Here is an 18,350-nt window from a genome sequence, read left to right on the forward strand (position 1 = left end):
AATTAAATGAATACAATTACAGCGACTGTTTTTGACAGCACACTAAATTTTGTAGGCGAGGGGCCTTTGTGGCACCCGATCACACAAACGCTTTATTGGGTTGATTTTCCAAACCATATTTTGCACAGCAAAAAAGGCGACCATAAAGTTGAGCAACGCTTAGACAATATGGTTACCGCTCTGGCTTGGGTAAACAATGAAACCCTATTACTAGCAAGTGATAAAGGCCTAAATACCTATAATACCAGCACGCATAAGCAAACTTTTTTGTGCAGCGTTGAAGCAGATAAACCTGACAACCGCAGTAACGATGGGCGTGCCGATCCGTGGGGTGGGTTTTGGATAAGCACAATGCACGGTGATGCTCACGAAAACGAAGGGGCAATATATCGTTTTCACAACGGCGTACTTACTCAAGTTGTTAGTGATTTAACCATACCCAATGGTATTTGTTTTGATAAGTCGCGTGCTAGAGCTTATTACGCAGATTCAAAAACGCAAAAAATTTACCGATTTGACGTCGACTCACTTACGGGTTCGCCAATAGGAGAAAGTGTGTTGTTTTTTGACTATTCGAGCTCAGCTGTATCACCTGATGGCGCTGTAATTGATAGCGAAGGCAACATGTGGATTGCACTTTGGGATGGCGCACGTGTAGATTGCATATCGCCCGAAGCTAAGGTAATTCAAAGCTTAGCGACTCAAACACCTCGCCCTACCTGCCCAGCGTTTGGCGACGATGGTACAACACTTTACGTAACGTCAGCACAATGTGGCCTAGAAGATACCCCATTTAATGCTATACCTCACGGCGCTACGCTTGCATTTAAAAATGCGGTAAAAGGCGTGTTTGAGCCTTGTGTTAAAATAGACGGCTTTTAATTTTACGTATTCACTTTAAATATTAATTTTGTGTTTTTTCCTCTTACATTAATTAGATGTGAGAGGAAAAACACATTGCACATATAAACATCATATGTTTATATTGTTTTTACTAATTCTATCAATGTTATTCTTTTATATGTTGTAGAGCACTCATTACCAACACAGTAAAAGTATAAAAATAAAACTAAGGGTAATACATTGAAAGACACACACACACAATCAACAAAAGCAATTAAGTACTCCCTCATTGCAGCATTTGGCGGATTTGTATTTGGCCTAGACGCGGCCAATATATCGGGGGCGTTACGCTATGTTAGTTCGCAGTTTGAGCTAACCAGTTTACAAACAGGTAATGTAGTGGGTTGCGCCATTGTTGGCGTAATCATCGCATTATTTTTTACAGGTACTTTATGCCAAAAATTTGGTCGTAAAAAGGTACTTATTGGCATTGCTTTAACATATTCACTCTCTACGGTTATTTCTGCTTTTGCGGTAAGTTACCCCATGCTGGTTGTTGGACGCTTTATAGGAGGGGTCGCATTTGCCTCCATAACCGTCTCAGCCATGTATATTGGTGAAATTGCACCCGCTAATAAACGCGGCCAATTTGTATCAGTTAATCAGTTGCTTATAACGTTAGGTAGTTTATTTGCGTTTGTTGTTAATTACTTTTTTGTTAAAAACATGGGCTCAATTGAATGGTTAAATGAAGCCAATATTTGGCGTTATATGCTTGGCTTTGAAATTGTGCCTAATATTATTTGGTTTTCGTTATTAATGACGATTCCTGAATCGCCGCGCTGGTTAATGAGCAAAAAACGTGATGAAGAAGCACGCGCTGTATTCAAAGGTATGGGAATAAATAACGCCGATACCGAAATAGTACTCAATGATATTAAAGCAACCATTCAAGAAGATTCAAAAAACAGTGCACTAGAGCAACTTAAAGTATTGTTTAGTAAGCCTATGCGTTTTGTTGTGCTACTTGCTGTATGTTACGCAGTAGTGCAGGGTGCAACTGGCATGAACGCCGTATTGTTTTATGCACCTACCGTGTTTGAGCAAATAGGTATGAGCGTCGAAAACTCTTTTTTACAAACAATAGTACTTGGTGCGGTATCTGTATTATTTACATTGGTCGCCATATTCTTTGTTGAAAAACTCGGCAGAAGAACATTAACAATTACCGGTTTGCTGCTTATTGCTGTTGCGCATGTATCAATTTGGTATGGTTTTGAAAATGCCACGTACTCACTCAACAGTGAAGCAATAACCAAAGTTGCAGAGCAAAAAGTAGATATTACAAAGCTGCACGTTTTCGAAAATAAAATATACAGCACGGATGTTGCGCTAAAAGCAGATTTAGCCACTATTTACAGTAAAAAAGAGCTACCAGTTGTTACCGGTGCAATTATTAATGCTTCTATAAATATTAGCCCTGCGTATGTTTTATTTGGCTTATTTGCATTTTTAGCCGCCTTTAATATGTCGATAGGGCCAATAATGTGGGTGATATTCTCGGAGATATTTTCAAGCCGAGTACGCAGTGTTGCGCTACCCTTTGCCGCCTTAGTACAGAGTATTTCTAGCTGGAGTATTCAGCAGTTTTTCCCTTGGCAATTAGAGAATATGGGCGCAGCAAATACGTTTTTATATTACGGAGGCGTCGCTATTGTAGGCTGCATTGTTATGGCATTCATACTTCCCGAAACTAAGGGCAAGTCTATTGAGGCCATTGAACGCGATTTGGTCCCTGGGCTCAATAAATAAGGAATATAACTATGTCATCACGATTATTAAACGAAGTTGCTATTGTCACTGGCGCAGCCGATGGAATTGGAAAAACAGTAGCACGCGTATTTTGTGAGCAAGGCGCTAAAGTGTGTGTTGCTGATATAAATAAAGAAATGGGTGAAAGTGTTGTAGCAGAGCTAAAAAGCAAAGGGTTTGATGCTATTTTTGCTCATACCGATATTAGGGACGAAGCGGCTATAAAAAACATGGTTGAAAAAGTAGTTAATGAGCTCGGCAAGCCCAGTATTTTAGTTAATAACGCCGCTTTAATTAGCCCCGGGCGAAACGTAGATGACGTTACTCCACAAATGTGGCGTGATAGCTTTGCAGTTAATGTTGAAGGTATGTGGCAGTGTGCTGTAGCCGTACTTGAGCATATGAAAGAGTTAGGCCGAGGTAGTATTATAAATGTAGGTTCTGTACATTCTTATAAAATTGTACCGGGATATTTTCCGTATGCGGTAACTAAGCATGCGGTTATAGGGTTAACTAAAAACTTGGCCGTTGAATACGCAAAGCACAACATACGAGTAAACGCACTGTGCCCAGGCATGATAGAAACACCTATGGCGTTTAAGTCGTGGGAGCAAACAGACGATCCGCAAGCTTCACGCAAAGCAATGGGCGATGTACATCCTCTAAAACGAAATGGAACAACAGAAGAAATTGCTTACCCAGCCGTGTTTTTAGCCAGTTCAGATTCGAGTTTTATGACAGGGCAAAGCTTAATCATTGATGGTGGCCGTTCTGTAATTTATCACGATTAAAGTGCTTAACTTAACACACTGTAAGGCTCATGGTTTTGAGGCTATTTTGCTAAAAAATAGTGAGCTTGCTATTACAGTCATTCCTCAGTTGGGTGCAAAAGTCATCTCTATTGTAAGCTTAAAACACAATAGAGAGTGGCTTGCTCACGATAAACAAATCACTTTAAAACCTGCAAAAAACAATGATTTCTCTGAGCATGATAGCGGTGGTTGGGATGAATGTTTTCCGGGTATTTCTCCTCAGCTGTACGAACATATCCCCAATAAAACGCATTTTTCACATGATCATGGTGAGTTGTGGTGCCAAGCATGGCAAATAACTAATACCCATATTAGCGATGAAGAAATAATACTTAGCTTACAAGCTGAGGTTTTTGACTCTACTTTTACATTTATAAGAACGTTTACCTTAAAAAAACACAGTAAGCGGCTGCTTGTTGATTACTACGTAAAAAATAACACAACTCACAATCTCCCTTTTGTTTGGTCAGCGCATCCTATTTTTGCCATAAAACCAGAGATGCGTATTTTAATAAATAACAAACATATGGAGTTTAAAGTTGATGAAGGGCTAAGTCATTTTTATAACGTTAATAGTGCCTTTATTAACTGGAGTGAGTGCTCAACTAAAGTCCCGCCGCTAAATAAGGTTATGCCCTATAACAGTGGTTTTGCAAGTAAGGTTTTTAGCAAACACCTAAATACGGGCACTCATAAAGATCTAAATATAATTGTAAAACTGGTTGATGATAAAGCTCAGCAAAGCTGCGGGTTTGAATTTTCATCAACAAACATAAGTCACTTGGGGCTTTGGTTTAATTACAACGGTTGGTCTGCCAATGAGCAGCTACCCCCTTTTGTACTTGGGATAGAACCTTGTATAGGCAATAGCGATTCTTTACACAAAGCCATGGCGAGTGAAGAGGAAGGGTTAATTAAAGGCAATGCTCATAAATCTTGGCATATGAGTTTTTTTGTTAACTAAATGTATTTTGTGTTTGCTCAATCAAACATCATATGTTTAAATAGTTATTATGTATTAAGGCCTGTGTGTCTTACTTTAGTCATTTAGCCCTTAGGGTGTTGTAGATAATAATGGAGCGACAAAATGCTTTCTAAACAACTGTATATCGGTGGAAAATTAATAACGAGTGACGCAACGACCGAAATTATCAATCCTGCAACACTTGAAGTTGTAGGCGAAATTTCGGCTGCAGGTATTAATGAAGCAAACATGGCCTTAGAGTCTGCGCAAGAAGCATTTTCAAGTTGGTCAACAACGCCTGCAACAGAGCGTGCTCAATGGATGCTTAAACTGCGAGATGCAGTAATTGCAAACGAGCAACACTTACGTGAATGCGTGCATTTAGAAATGGCTAAACCATGGCAGTCAACCGCTGACGACTTTCAAATGTTAGTTGATAGCCTTAATTTTTACGCTGATGCCATTGTTAATATCGCCGATGAAGAATTAAAAGATAATGAAGGTACACATAGCCACGTTCTTTCGCGTGAGCCTGTTGGTGTGGCTGCAGCATTTTTAGCATGGAATTTTCCATTATTAAATTTGGCTTATAAATTAGGCCCAGCAATGGCTGCGGGTTGTCCGCTTGTAGTAAAACCGTCAAGTAAAACGCCTTTGTCTGCTTATGCTGTAGGCGAATTATGTGAACAAATCGGCTTGCCAGCAGGTGTGGTTAACATACTTTCGGGCACAGATAGCACCGTAGGCGATGCCATTTCAGCGTCAACTATTCCCTCTGTACTTACTTTAATTGGTTCTACTAATGTGGGTAAGCATGTAATTGCAACAGGTGCTACGTCAATCAAGCGTTATTCAATGGAGCTTGGTGGTAATGCACCTGCCATTGTATGTAGCGATGCAAATTTAGATAACGCAGCCGATGTGATTTGTGGCGTTAAGTTTGCCAACGCAGGGCAAATTTGTGTTACCCCAAATCGTGTATTTGTACACGAAAGCGTTGCTGATGAATTTATTGAAAAAGTACTTACTCGTGCAAAAGCAGTAAAAGTTGGTTTTGATAAAAACGAGGCTATTGATATGGGCCCCGTTATGGATGCTAACTCATGGCAACGTATTGATGAGCTAGTTAAAGATGCACAGCAAAAAGGCGCTAAATTACAATTAGGTGGTAAAAAACCTACAGGCGTTAATGGGTATTTTTACGAACCAACCGTACTTACAAATGTAGATTCGAGCATGAATCTATACAAAGACGAAATATTTGGCCCTGTTATTAGTATTATTATATTTAGTGATAACGAACAGGTGCTTAGCGATGCAAATGACACGGACGCTGGTTTGAGTTCATTTATTTTTAGTAGTAACGAAGACACTATTTCTTACTTTGCAAAACATTTACGCTTTGGCGAAGTACAAGTAAACGGCATTAAATACAGCATTAATTTACCTCATTTTGGTATTAAGCAATCGGGCGTGGGTGTTGATTGTTCGTTGTTAGCTTTAGATGACTACCTTGCATATAAACGTGTTTCTCGCGCGTTAAAGGTTTAAGGAACAGACTATGAAAATCACACAAATTATTAGCCACGTTTTACAGTACGACCTAGAAGAAGAACTTGGTTATTCGCAGCAGTATTACGCTAAACGTACCGCACATTTAGTTGAAGTTCGTACCGATATAGGTATTACAGGTTGGGGCGAATGTTTTGGCGGTGGCGGCGTTGCGTTTGCCAATAAAACAATTGTTGAGCATGTGATTCAGCCTATGATTTTGGGCATGGATCCACTCGACAGAGAAGTGATTTGGCATAAAGTTTATAACTTACTGCGCGATCATGGCCAAAAAGGCATGCCTATTCAGTCTTTATCTGGTGTAGATATTGCTCTGTGGGACATTGCAGGTAAATTTTTAGATCAACCCGTTTATAAGTTACTAGGGGGTGCTTTTAGAGACCGCATTCCGGCTTATGGTTACGGTATGATGCTACAAAAGTTTCCAAACCTGGAAGAGCGCTTTACCGAAGAAAGCCAGCGTATTAAAGAAATGGGCTTTACGGCCATGAAAATGAAAATAGGCCTTTCGCCAGACCGCGATATAAAGCTTGTTGAAGCTGTACGTAAAGGTATTGGCCGCGATATGCGCCTAATGGTTGACGCTAACCATGCATATACAGCGCGCGAAGCTATTCCGCTAGGTCGAGAGCTGCAAAATTTAGGCGTGTACTGGTTTGAAGAACCGGTTGCACCAGAGGATCATCAAGGCTATCGCGATTTATGTGAAGCACTTGATATGAGCATTGCCGGTGGCGAAGCCGAATTTACCCGCTGGGGCTTTAGAGACTTAATTAAAAACCGCTGCGTTGATTTACTCCAGCCAGAAGTGTGTGCGCTCGGTGGTATTACCGAATATCAAAAAGTATTAGCTATGGCACACGCGCATTTTGTGCCTGTAATAAACCATGTATGGGGCTCGGCTATTGCGGTAGGTACTAATCTACATTTATTAGCTGCGTTACCTGATTTACCAGGTGCTGCACACCCAGTACAACCTATGCTTGAGTACGATACAACGCCAAACTTATTTAGAGAGCAGTTATTGCAAGAGTCTCTAAACATTAACGAGCAAGTTAAAAATAACAACGGAACAGTTGCGCTACCACAAGGTCCAGGCCTTGGTATTGAGCCCGACCTTGATTTTATTAAACATTACGAAGTATCAATTTAATAAATAAGGGCAAGGCTTATGAGCGATAACAAAAGCAACTTTCCAGCATTAATTGTTGTTGATTGGGGAAGCTCTAACTTTAGAGCTTTTTTAGTCGATGGCAAAGGCAGCATTTTAGATACTGTTAATGGTGAGCAGGGCGTACTTTGTATTAAAAACGACTGTTTAGAAACCGTATTACTTAGTTATATATCAGGCTGGTTATCAAAACATAAAACGCCGATTATTATGGCAGGTATGGTAGGCGGTGCTATAGGTTGGCAAGATACAGGCTATGTAAATGCGCCAGCTAATCTCGGTAGTATGAGCGTAAACCTTTGTAAAGCAAATAATAAAGCAGGCTTACAAATTAGTATTGTGCCGGGTGTTAAATACGTTATGGAAAATAATGTATGCGATGTAATGCGCGGTGAAGAAGTACAAGTATTTGGCGCTGTATTAGATGTAGAGCAAACAGCGGGTGAGCTAAGTAATCAAACCTTAAGTGAGACTATGTTTTGCTTACCCGGCACCCACTCTAAATGGGTTCAAGTTGCAAAAGATATTCAACGTAAAACGGTTATTACGAGCCTTAGTACGTTCATGACCGGTGAAATGTTTGATTTATTGACTAAACAAAGCATTTTAGGTGAAGGATTAGAGGCACTAGGTAAAACACCAACAGATATGCCAAGCTTTTTAAAAGGCGTTGGTGTTAGTCAAGTTCAAAGCAGTTTATTAAGTGCATTATTTAGTGCGCGTACTTTAAAGCTAGATAAACAATTAACGCTGCAAAACGTACCTAGTTACTTATCTGGTTTACTTATTGGCGCTGAGCTTGCGGGTATTAAAAGTAAGCTAAACGACATTAAGCATGTTTATTTAATTGGTAACTCAAGTTTAAACACTCTGTATTGTGAAGCATTAAAAGAACTCGGCTTTACTTCTTCTATTTTAAGCAGTGCAACTGCATCTACTAAAGGCATGTTTACACTAGCTGTACAGGCCGGTTTAGTCACTGAAAAGGAAACTCAATTATGTCATTAATTTCGTTAACTCATGCTATGAAGCAACTACCATTGGTTGCCATTTTACGCGGCATTACACCAAGTGAAGTGCTTGATTATGCAAAGGTACTTATTAATATTGGTTACCGCGTTATAGAGGTGCCACTTAACTCTCCTGATGCATTAAAAAGTATTAAGTTATTAAGTGATAAATACGCAGATATAGCCATTATTGGTGCGGGAACGGTTGTTACTAAAGACGAAGTTGATCAGGTAATTAAAGCGGGCGGTCGTATTATTATATCTCCGCATAGCGATGTAGAGCTGATCCGTTTTAGTAAATTAAAAGGACTGTACTGCGTACCAGGATTTTATACACCCACTGAAGGGTTTGCTGCATTGCATGCCGGTGCAGACGCGCTTAAGTTTTTTCCAGCAGATACAGCAGGTCCAAAAGGCTTAAAAGCAATTACAACGGTGCTTTCGGGTATTGATATTTACCCTGTGGGCGGTGTATCGCCTCAAAACCAGGATGAATTTGTTAATGCAGGGGCATCGGGTTTTGGTTTAGGAAGCGGCTTGTATAAAGCCGGAATGGGTTTAGAAGAATTTACGACTAATGCTAAAAATTATGCTGAATATTATCTTTAATTAATTTTTAATTAAATTGCGATAAAACGTTGTTGTGCTTGCATCGCTACTCATCATTCCTCTCACATTAAATGATGAGTTAGCGGTGCTATTTAAAATAAATTAAATATCCATTAACTTAGCTAAATTGGCTTTAGCATCTGCTAAAAGCTTTTCTGTAAGGGCTTGTGCTTTTTCGCTATTACCGGTGGCAATAGCATCAAATACTTCTCTGTGAAACGGAATAGAAGCATGATTACTTTGTGCACTTTGGTTTGTTACTTTAATACTCACAAGCAACGCTGAAAAAATAACGCATTCCATCGAAATAAATAGCTCATTATGAGAAGCGCGTAAAATAGCGCCATGAAAATGCGCATCAGCAATAACAAACTTATCTAAATCGCTTACCGAGCTTTGCATTTCATTTAATGCATCTTCAATGGCTTTAATATCTTCAGGCTCTGCGCGAAGCGCTGCAACACTGGCTGCTTTGGGCTCAAATGCTAAACGAAATTCCATTAATTGAGTTAAAAACTCAGGATTAAGTGGGGCGCTTAAATGCCACGCAAGAACATCATCGTCAAGCAACGCCCAGTTATCACGGGTTTTTACACGAGTGCCAATGCCTCTGCGTACATCTAAAAGCCCTTTACCAACAAGAATTTTTACTGCATCACGAACAACAACTCGACTTACTTGAAAACGTTCAGCTAAACGGTTTTCATCATCAATCAGTGTGCCAGGAGTATATGTGCCAGCAACAATTCTACGGCCTAATTCTTTAGCTACCTGTACCGGTAAGCTAGGTGACATGGCACTGCTGCGTCTTAGATCGTAGTATGTTAATTCGCTCATAGTATCTTAGTGTCCGTATTATTTATTTATACGTACTATTTATATGAATTTGCGACAATAAACAATGGCTATTTGTTATTTACTGTCGCAGAAAGACGAAAGCTGGCATCTTTTAGGAGTTTTTCGGTGAGAAATTCGGCTTTATCGCCATCTTTTGCAGCAATGGCTTCGTACACTTCACGATGAAACGGAATAGATGCACCGTTATCGCGCGGGTCTTTATTTGTTACTTTAATACTAACTAAAAGTGCAGAATAAATAACGCCTTCCATAGAAGCTAAAAAGCTATTTTGCGCTGCTTTTATAATGGCCTTATGAAATAAAGAATCAGCAATAATAAAATCTTCTACGCTGTTATCTGTTTTAGCCATGCGCTCGCATGCGGCTGCAATTTCAATTAAATCCTCAGGGCGCGCACGTTCAGCTGCCCAACGTGCTGCTTTTGGCTCAAAGGCTAGGCGCACGTCCATTAATTGCTCTAAAAATTTACGATTAGGTGGTGCTGATAAATGCCATGCTAATACGTCATCGTCTAGCATATTCCATCTATCACGAGGTAGTACACGCGTACCAATACCTCTGCGTACATCAAGTAGGCCTTTGCTTACTAAGATTTTTACCGCGTCGCGTACTACTACACGGCTTACTTGGTAGCGTTTAGCGAGTGCATCTTCATCATCAATTAAACTGCCGGCTTCAAATGATCCAGACACAATGCGTCTGCCAATTTCTTTAGCCACTTGAACAGAAAGGCTTGCTGCCATTCCTGATGTTTGTTTTAGGTCGTAATATATAAGTTCGCTCATATCTTTAATATAAACATATTATGTTTGGCTGGTCAATGTAATGTGCACAAAATAGGGGGAGTGGTAACTAATTTTAATCGTTGTTTATATGTTTAAAACTGACATAGTGGGAATATAATAAAGATCGCTGATGAGCGATCTTTATAGCAATTTGGGTTATTTCAATAAAGCGTTAAAACTTAGCGCGTATACCTATACGGTAACGCGGACCAGTATATTGGGTATTAATAACGCGCTCTTTTACATCGGCATATTGATAGGTACGTTCATCAGTTATATTTATTGCTTCGCCTGTTAGCGTAAAGTTATCGTTAACCGCATAAGACATACTAAAGTCGAGCTGACCATAAGCCGCAGTATGCTCTGGTAATCCACCACTGCGTATACCAGCTCGGCTACTTAAAAAGTCATCTCGCCAGTTGTAAGCTAAACGCGCTTGAAATGCATTTTTGTCGTAGTAGACAACAATGTTATAAGAGTTTTCGGCAAACCCCTCTAATTTATCACCTGGGTCGGTCACACCTGGAAGCTCTATTTTTTGTGTGTTTTTATTTGTAGTATCAGCCCATGTATAGTTTGCTTGCACACCTAAGCCATTTAAAAAGCTCGGTAAATAATCCATATTATGTTGTACAGCAAGTTCTACTCCAGTAATTGAGCCGCCTGATTGGTTTTGTTTAGTATTAATAGTTTCGTTTACATTGCCGTATCCATCAATACTTACTGATGAATCAACGTATTGCGACCCATCCCAAATATCAGGCGTATTATCTAGATAAGTTATTTGTGCAATTGTGCTAGATATATCCTTTTTGAAAAAGTTAACCGCGTAAGAATCGCCGCTATCACTATAATATTCAAAAGATAAATCGTATTGATTAGCTTTATAAGGTGCTAAATAAGGATTGCCACCTGTTTGAGAAAAGCTACCTGCTTGCATATCGGTATACGTTGTTTGTACGCCAATGTCGTCAATGGCAGGGCGCGACATAACTTTAGCCGCTGCGGCTCTTACCAATAAGTTATCACTTAAATTAATACTAAAATTAGCGCTAGGTAACCAGTTAGTGTAACTATTTTTGGCTTTAAGGCTTCCTGAGTCTGTGTAATCAACAACTAATAAAGGTTGGCCATTATCAAGCTCGCCCGTATAACCTAGGCGCCTTTTGCCGTAACCGCTTGAGCTTGTATCCGTTTTTACATAACGGACTCCCACATTACCGCGCCAATCGTAATCACCAATTAAGCCGCTGAGATTAAACTGCGAATAAGCACTTATTTTCTCTTCGGTGACGCTTGATGATGCGATTTCGTTATATTGCTCGTTTGGCCAATTTGGATTTTTGGTCATATCACGAATAGCGCTATGGTATTTATTTATATCAGCAAACAAAAAGTCACGCGGAAAATTACCTGGCTCACTACTTAAAAAATCTGAATAGGGACTTGCTGAAAATATGTCATCAGGCATATCTCTAAGTTCGCCACAAATATCGGCATTCGGTGCTACTAAACCACAGTTATCTTCATGGAATGTTTCAAAGCGATCCCTTACTTTTTCGCGATCTGAATACGCAATACCAAAATCGATTGAATCTAAGGTTAGGCTTTCAGCAAACTCTAAATCGAGTAGGTATTTCCCTTTTGTTTGCAGCTCTGTAATCGTGTCTTCTAATTCGTAATGTGAAACTTGATTCCAATGTGCTCTCACGCTTGTCGGCGAAGCATAATCAATGGTTGTGTCTAAATTAACGGTATCAGTGTTTCTAAAATCAAAATTTAAACTGTCGTTTCGCTCCGGTGAAATATAATTAGGAACTAATAAGTCGCTACGCGGCGTTGATTTTGATGTTGAATGGCTTATATCAAACTCAAGCGTTAATACATCAAATTCTTTTATAGAATTAAACCCAAATGCCTGTGTTTTTGATTTTGACTCCAGCTCTTGAAATAAACCATCAATTCTAAAATCTACATTTTCACCAGTTCCGCCCAGTGTTTTACCCGAAAACTTAGTGCCTGATAAAATAGTACCGTTGTCTGATACAACCACATTTCGCCAATTAGGATACTGTAAACCGGCTTGCAAACCTTGAGTTTGAGTTTCTACTGAGAGATCCGTATACATGTAATCAAAAGTATTGGTAAAGCTTGAATCTGGTGCCCACTGAAAACTGGTATTAATGCCTGTACGTTCGCGATGCTCTTGCCCTAATGCGTATTCAATTCGCCCAGCATGGCGAAGCATAGTTGGCGTAACCACATTGCCATCTAAATTATGAATGTCGCCTTCAATCACACCTGGCTCATTATTGAGTAATAACCAACGGGTAGTGCCCATTGAATCGTATCGGTTATCACTTTTTTGTTGTGAAAGGGCAATATTAAAACCAAATGTTTCATCAGCAAACGTATTGCTAAATAACGCAGAGTATTCAGGACTCGTCTCGCCAGAAAGTTCACTGTATTTGGCATTTATAGAGCCAAGTACATGTAATCCGGGGTTATCTAATGGGCGTGCAGTTTTAACGTTAACATAAGCACCAATGCTCCCTTCAGGTGTTTTAGCCGTAGGCGACTTAACGACATCAGCACCCGATATTAGCTCAGCTGCTAATACTTGAAAATCAAACGAGCGACCAATTTCAGAAGTAGCTAATGTGCGCCCGTTTAATGTAACAACGTTAAATTCTGGGCCAAAACCACGAACGGTTATTTTTGAGCCCTCACCATTTACACGGTTAATTGAAACACCAGGAACACGTTGTAAAGACTCAGCCACATTTTGATCGGGAAACTTACCAATATCCTCAGCAACAATACTATCTTGAACACTATCGCTGTAACGTTTTAGAGATGATGCGGCCTCGAGACTTGAACGAACACCCGTTACAACAATGACTTCAGTATCGTCTTTTACTTTATCGTTTGTAGCAGCTTGAGCAAATGAACAGCTTGAGAGAGCGGCTAAAACACCGAGTGCAATTTTTTTCTTTGAACGCATAGTGATCTCCATATATTTGTGTGTCGTGTCGTCAGGTAAAGTTCAACCTTTGAGAGTTTACTCACTTAACAAGAAGTAAATTCGCAAAAGAGTAACGTTCGACAAATCTAAACATCATATGTTTAATTGTCAAGAACACTGTTATTATTACTATGCAAATAACTTTCAATAGCAAAAAAGGAACTACAGTGGATAACTCAATCTTGCTTGAACATATCGCTAAGCATTTACTAAATAAAAGAGAGCAAGGCATTGCGATACCTGACTTATCATCAGATATAACGCTTAATTCTATAGACGACGTTTTAGCAGTTCAGAAGTTGATGATTAAGCTAAATAACCAAAAAGTGTATGGTTGGAAATGTATGCTTCCATCAGGTGATGGCACGATTACTCTCGCGCCACTTTTGCATGCACCGGTTAAATCTATGGGACGTTGTGCTCTTTTCACAAAAAATAATAAAGCGCTCATTGAGCCAGAAATTGCATTTGTGCTAAACAAAGACCTAGCAAGCTATGAAGAATATAAAAATGAGGATATAGATAATGCCATTGGTAGTGCCCATTTAGCGTTGGAGCTTATTCAAAACAGATTTCCAGAGGGTTATCAAGCAACACACTATGAAAAATTGGCCGATGGATTATCTAATCAAGGTGTATATTTAGGCCCTAAAGTAGACGTTAAAAAAGCATATGAGAGCAGTGATATAAATATTGATGTTAAACAGGGCGAAGATTTACAAAGCTATGCGGGGACGCATCCTGCAGGTTTGCCGCAACTTCCTTTATATTGGGCTATTAACTTTTTAACGGAAAATGGGTTTGAATTAAAAGCAGGCCATATTTTTATTACAGGCTCTTATAACGGTCTAATGCAATTAGACATAAATAAAAAAACATCAATAAAGTACGAAGGTTTAGGAGAGATTACAGTCGAATTTTCATGTTGATACATTGAGGTTCTGTAGGTTAGCAAACGCTTTTAAATTACGTTGTACAGCTAACCTACACGTGTATTTGATTTTACGGTAAAAAAAATTAAATTATTTAAAACTCGAATGTAAAACCAAACTCTCTTAATTTTTCATATACGTTTATGTCAAAACGGTACAAAGTAGCAGCTCTGTGGGCTACGTTGGTTTGTTTTTCTTTGCAGTTTATTAATAAGTTCATTTTTTGAAACTTACGTCTGAAGTTAGGCTTATCGAGTGACTTATTTAAAATCGACTCGTAAATTCCTTGTAGCTCAAGCAGGGTGAATTTTTCTGGGAGTAAGCTAAAACCGATAGGCTCGTGCCTTACTTTATAACGTAAGTAATCAAGGCCACTTTTTAAAATGTCGGCGTGGTCAAACATTAAACTAGGGACGTTATTTACATCAAACCATTCACACTCTACAGCGTTATCGCCACTCACAAGATTGGTTTCTTCAAAGCGCACGAGCGAGTAGTAAACAATAGTAATAATACGCCTAGCGGGGTAGCGGTCTACGTTACCAAATGCACCTAACTGATCTAAATAAAGGTTTTCAACACCGGTGGTACTTTTAACAACACGCAGAGCTGCAAGGTCTAAGTTTTCGTCTTTACGAACCCAATGACCAATTAAACCCCATTGGCTTGTTGCAAGACCGCGATTATATTTAACCAGCAGCACTTTTAACTTACCTTCATGAATAGCAAATACAATATTATCTACGGTTAGATTACTAATGCAGTCATCAGGAATCGATTCTTCGTCAATATTGTTAGAAATATTTGATGTTTTATGGTGCATAAATTACTCAGCCAATGCTATACATACATATTGTTATAAAGACTATTAAGAGTATATAAAAGGCGCTTAAAGCGCAAATAAAAAACATTTATAAATCCTATCTAAAACAATCACATCTATTTAATTAACTGCTATTTCTGCTGTACCTAATTTAATGTATCAACACACATTTTTTATTTTGGCCAAGTAGTGGTTTTTTATTGAACGGCTAATGCCTTTGTATGTTAGTAAATTTAACGCCAAATTAGCGTCATGTATTAAATAAATTACCAGTTGATTAAAAATGTAACATAAATGTTTACATGCGCTAAAAATGCATATAGTATTTTTGACTATATCGATTTGCATTGAAAATTGAGCACACATGAACAACACAAAACACACACTCACAATTAAAGAAAAAATAGGGTACGGCCTAGGTGATACAGCCAGTAATATTGTATTTCAAATGGTCGCTAACTTTATGTTGATATTTTATACCGATGTTTACGGTTTATCTGCAGCTGCTGCGGGTACGCTACTTTTAGCGGTTCGTTTATTTGATGGTATTACCGACCCAATAATGGGCAGCATTGCCGATAGAACGCGCAGCCGTTGGGGTTCTTACCGTCCTTACATATTATTTTTAGCTGTTCCGTACGGTGTGTTTGCTTGCTTAGCATTTATAACCCCAGATTTTGATTCTACGGGCAAGCTTATATATGCCTACTTAACTTACGGGCTATTAATGACGTGTTATACCGCCATTAATATACCGTACGGTGCACTTGGCGCAGTAATGACAAACGATCCTAAAGAGCGCGCATCGCTACAGTCATACCGATTTGCAATGGCAATGGCAGCACTGCTTGTAATTGTATGGGCACTGCCTAAGCTGGTTGCCTTTTTTGGCGACGGCAACGATGTAGTAGGTTACCCGCTAGCAATGGTGTTTTTAGGCGGACTTGCCGCAGCGTGTTTTTTACTGTGTTTTAAAATGACCAAAGAAACCAAACAAGTTAAACCCGCGCAAAGTAAAAAGAATGCCTTTCTTGAGTTTTTAAGCCTATTTAAAAACGATCAATGGGTTGTTATAGCCGTTATAAGCCTAGCAACTTTAATCTTAATTGGCGTTAGAGCCTCAGTAGCGCCGCATTATATTAAATACTACGTAGGGGAAGCCTCGCTTACTTCTAACTTTTTAACACTCTCAGCAATTGGCTCAGTATTGGGCGCTATATCTACCAACTTTTTAACCAAATTTATTGAAAAGAAAACACTTTTCATTGTCGCTTTAGTGGTCGTAATTATTTCTCACAGCATGTTTTACGTACTTGAGAGCGACGCAATCGTAACCATTTTTATTGTGTACTTTATTGCTAACTTTGCCCACATGATTATTACCCCAATTATGTTTTCGATGGTGGCAGATACGGTTGACTACGGCGCATTAAAAATTGGCCGCAGATTAACGGCAGTTACGTTTTCGGGTCATTTATTAGCAATAAAACTAGGCTTTGCAATTGGCGGTGCTATTGCAGGCTGGATATTATCAGGGTACGCCTACGTACCAAATCAAGAGCAATCAGAACACACGTTATCAGGCATTTTACTCGCCTTTGCTGGTATTCCAGTAATTTGTACCGTGGCATGTTTAATTTTTATAACACGTTACAAACTTACCGAGCCTGAAGTAAAGCGCATTCAAACGAAGCTGGCTGATAACAAAACCATAAACTAATTTAGCAGTCCATTTTTCACCTTTTAAAAGTGTAAATTGGGCAGGCAATACTAGGAGTAAAAATGCAAAATACAGCGCAAGCAGCACCCCCATCTAATGGATTAAGTGACGCTGAACTTAAACAGTTAAAAGACTTACAACGAGCCAACTCGTTAATACAAAATCATAATGTATTAGTTGATCACATGTATACCGCCGATCCGTCTGCGCATGTGTTTAACGGCAAAGTGTATATTTATCCATCGCATGACATTGAATCAAAAAATGAAATTAATGATAACGGCGACCACTTTGCAATGCGCGACTACCATGTGTTTTCCCTTGACGAAAGCTCAGGTAAAGCCATAGACCATGGCGTAGCACTTTGTGTAGATGACGTAAAATGGGCAAGCAAGCAAATGTGGGCACCCGATGCAGCGCATAAACTTGGTCAGTATTACCTTTATTTTCCGGCGCGCGATCAGCAAGGTATTTTTAGAATTGGCGTTGCAAAAAGTGACAGCCCAACAGGTCCATTTAAAGCCGAAGACGATTGCATTCAAGGGACGTTTAGTATTGACCCTGCTGTATTTGAAGATGACGACTCAAGCCATTATTTGTATTTTGGTGGCTTGTGGGGTGGCCAATTACAAAATTGGCAAACGAGCGAATTTAATGAACAAAACACGTATCCCAAAAATAGTGAACCTGCAATTCCTGCGCGCGTAGCAAAATTATCTGAAGATATGATCAGCCTAAGCGAAGACGTAAAAGAGGTTGTTGTATTAGATGAGAGCGGCTCACCAATTACAGTGTGCGATAACAACCGCCGGTTTTTTGAAGGTCCTTGGGTACATAAACACAACGGTGTTTATTACTTTTCGTACTCAACGGGCGATACACACAAAATTGTATACGCAACGGGCGATAACCCATACGGACCATTTACCTATCAGGGCGTTATTTTAAACCCAGTACTTGGTTGGACCACGCATCACTCAATTGTTAAGCACAATGATGGTTGGTTTTTATTTTATCACGACAGTACGTTGTCGGGCGGACAAACCCATTTACGCAGTATGAAAATGGCTAAGCTTGAGCACGACTCAAACGGAAAAATCCAAACAATAAGCCCATATGAACACGCTTAATATAAATTGTTACAAACAATGCAAATTATCTGCGTGAGCACTGCAACGCCTTTTATTTGCATAAAAAAGATATAGTCAATATGACCATTAATTTATTTTGTTAATGGTCGATTTAAGAGGAAGCTGAGGACATATGACAAAATGAAAATATTTTAAAGTAAAAAATTAGCACAAAGAATTAGCATAAACTTGATGATATTTAATGTTTTTTAGTTAAGTAGCACATGTTTAAAACTGGTTGTGGTCTTTGTAAAACGTTTAAAACATACACACACAATAATTAT

The 18,350-nt window shown here is 39.2% G+C and carries 15 protein-coding genes; 11 read left to right on the forward strand and 4 right to left on the reverse strand.

From position 1 onward, the window contains the following. Positions 1–6: 6 nt before the first annotated feature. From I6F66_RS07820 to I6F66_RS07855, 8 genes are all read left to right on the forward strand, one after another. Positions 7–882 carry an SMP-30/gluconolactonase/LRE family protein gene (locus tag I6F66_RS07820; RefSeq protein ID WP_165739252.1) on the forward strand — a complete coding sequence of 292 codons (876 nt, stop codon included), beginning with the start codon at positions 7–9 and terminating at the stop codon, positions 880–882. A gap of 201 nt (positions 883–1,083) precedes the next feature. Beyond that, positions 1,084–2,655, forward strand: a complete 1,572-nt coding sequence (locus tag I6F66_RS07825; RefSeq protein WP_197175037.1) for a sugar porter family MFS transporter — start codon at positions 1,084–1,086, stop codon at positions 2,653–2,655. Positions 2,656–2,666: 11 nt separating this feature from the next. Then, positions 2,667–3,446, forward strand: a complete 780-nt coding sequence (locus I6F66_RS07830) for an SDR family NAD(P)-dependent oxidoreductase (RefSeq protein WP_197175038.1) — start codon at positions 2,667–2,669, stop codon at positions 3,444–3,446. 1 nt (position 3,447) lies between these two features. Then, complete coding sequence (locus I6F66_RS07835) at positions 3,448–4,431, forward strand: hypothetical protein (protein WP_197175039.1); 984 nt, start codon at positions 3,448–3,450, stop codon at positions 4,429–4,431. A gap of 123 nt (positions 4,432–4,554) precedes the next feature. Next, positions 4,555–5,982, forward strand: a complete 1,428-nt coding sequence (locus tag I6F66_RS07840; protein ID WP_197175040.1) for an NAD-dependent succinate-semialdehyde dehydrogenase — start codon at positions 4,555–4,557, stop codon at positions 5,980–5,982. A gap of 10 nt (positions 5,983–5,992) precedes the next feature. Beyond that, positions 5,993–7,156 carry a mandelate racemase/muconate lactonizing enzyme family protein gene (locus I6F66_RS07845; protein WP_024594150.1) on the forward strand — a complete coding sequence of 388 codons (1,164 nt, stop codon included), beginning with the start codon at positions 5,993–5,995 and terminating at the stop codon, positions 7,154–7,156. An 18-nt stretch (positions 7,157–7,174) separates the two neighbouring features. Beyond that, positions 7,175–8,182, forward strand: coding sequence for a 2-dehydro-3-deoxygalactonokinase (locus I6F66_RS07850; RefSeq protein WP_197209045.1), 1,008 nt, complete (start codon positions 7,175–7,177; stop codon positions 8,180–8,182). Further along, entirely contained in the window at positions 8,173–8,793 is a 621-nt protein-coding gene (locus I6F66_RS07855) for a 2-dehydro-3-deoxy-6-phosphogalactonate aldolase (protein ID WP_197175042.1), read from the forward strand. The genes I6F66_RS07850 and I6F66_RS07855 overlap by 10 nt, the downstream gene beginning before the upstream one ends. Positions 8,794–8,895: 102 nt before the next feature. Here the strand turns inward: I6F66_RS07855 and I6F66_RS07860 are convergent, their stop codons facing one another. The 3 genes from I6F66_RS07860 to I6F66_RS07870 form a co-directional block, all read right to left on the reverse strand. Continuing rightward, the gene (locus tag I6F66_RS07860) at positions 8,896–9,630 is read right to left on the reverse strand and encodes a FadR/GntR family transcriptional regulator (RefSeq protein ID WP_197175043.1); all 735 of its coding nucleotides are present in this window, start codon (positions 9,628–9,630) and stop codon (positions 8,896–8,898) included. A gap of 68 nt (positions 9,631–9,698) precedes the next feature. Then, positions 9,699–10,436, reverse strand: coding sequence for a FadR/GntR family transcriptional regulator (locus I6F66_RS07865; RefSeq protein WP_024594154.1), 738 nt, complete (start codon positions 10,434–10,436; stop codon positions 9,699–9,701). Between the two features lie 172 nt (positions 10,437–10,608). Beyond that, positions 10,609–13,440 carry a TonB-dependent receptor gene (locus I6F66_RS07870; protein ID WP_024594155.1) on the reverse strand — a complete coding sequence of 944 codons (2,832 nt, stop codon included), beginning with the start codon at positions 13,438–13,440 and terminating at the stop codon, positions 10,609–10,611. A gap of 188 nt (positions 13,441–13,628) precedes the next feature. Here I6F66_RS07870 and I6F66_RS07875 point away from each other — a divergent pair, with 188 nt between their 5' ends. Continuing rightward, the gene (locus tag I6F66_RS07875) at positions 13,629–14,390 is read left to right on the forward strand and encodes a 2-keto-4-pentenoate hydratase (RefSeq protein WP_197175044.1); all 762 of its coding nucleotides are present in this window, start codon (positions 13,629–13,631) and stop codon (positions 14,388–14,390) included. A 97-nt stretch (positions 14,391–14,487) separates the two neighbouring features. On the opposite strand, the gene I6F66_RS07880 is transcribed toward I6F66_RS07875, so the two are convergent. Then, positions 14,488–15,216, reverse strand: coding sequence for an NUDIX domain-containing protein (locus I6F66_RS07880; RefSeq protein ID WP_166419481.1), 729 nt, complete (start codon positions 15,214–15,216; stop codon positions 14,488–14,490). Between the two features lie 364 nt (positions 15,217–15,580). On the opposite strand from I6F66_RS07880, the gene I6F66_RS07885 reads away from it, so the two are divergent. Continuing rightward, entirely contained in the window at positions 15,581–16,936 is a 1,356-nt protein-coding gene (locus I6F66_RS07885) for an MFS transporter (protein ID WP_165727802.1), read from the forward strand. Between the two features lie 62 nt (positions 16,937–16,998). Continuing rightward, the gene (locus tag I6F66_RS07890; protein ID WP_197209046.1) at positions 16,999–18,066 is read left to right on the forward strand and encodes a glycoside hydrolase family 43 protein; all 1,068 of its coding nucleotides are present in this window, start codon (positions 16,999–17,001) and stop codon (positions 18,064–18,066) included. Positions 18,067–18,350 lie beyond the last annotated feature (284 nt).

This window comes from Pseudoalteromonas sp. NZS100_1 (genome assembly GCF_015864285.1).
GTDB lineage: Bacteria > Pseudomonadota > Gammaproteobacteria > Enterobacterales > Alteromonadaceae > Pseudoalteromonas > Pseudoalteromonas arctica.

Bases quoted from the DNA above. Each gene is read 5' to 3' on its own strand.
- I6F66_RS07820 (WP_165739252.1), top strand. From the start codon at position 7: ATGAATACAATTACAGCGACTGTTTTTGACAGCACACTAAATTTTGTA.
- I6F66_RS07830 (WP_197175038.1), top strand. From the start codon at position 2,667: ATGTCATCACGATTATTAAACGAAGTTGCTATTGTCACTGGCGCAGCC.
- I6F66_RS07840 (WP_197175040.1), top strand. From the start codon at position 4,555: ATGCTTTCTAAACAACTGTATATCGGTGGAAAATTAATAACGAGTGAC.
- I6F66_RS07845 (WP_024594150.1), top strand. From the start codon at position 5,993: ATGAAAATCACACAAATTATTAGCCACGTTTTACAGTACGACCTAGAA.
- I6F66_RS07850 (WP_197209045.1), top strand. From the start codon at position 7,175: ATGAGCGATAACAAAAGCAACTTTCCAGCATTAATTGTTGTTGATTGG.
- I6F66_RS07855 (WP_197175042.1), top strand. From the start codon at position 8,173: ATGTCATTAATTTCGTTAACTCATGCTATGAAGCAACTACCATTGGTT.
- I6F66_RS07860 (WP_197175043.1), bottom strand. From the start codon at position 9,630: ATGAGCGAATTAACATACTACGATCTAAGACGCAGCAGTGCCATGTCA.
- I6F66_RS07865 (WP_024594154.1), bottom strand. From the start codon at position 10,436: ATGAGCGAACTTATATATTACGACCTAAAACAAACATCAGGAATGGCA.
- I6F66_RS07870 (WP_024594155.1), bottom strand. From the start codon at position 13,440: ATGCGTTCAAAGAAAAAAATTGCACTCGGTGTTTTAGCCGCTCTCTCA.
- I6F66_RS07880 (WP_166419481.1), bottom strand. From the start codon at position 15,216: ATGCACCATAAAACATCAAATATTTCTAACAATATTGACGAAGAATCG.
- I6F66_RS07885 (WP_165727802.1), top strand. From the start codon at position 15,581: ATGAACAACACAAAACACACACTCACAATTAAAGAAAAAATAGGGTAC.
- I6F66_RS07890 (WP_197209046.1), top strand. From the start codon at position 16,999: ATGCAAAATACAGCGCAAGCAGCACCCCCATCTAATGGATTAAGTGAC.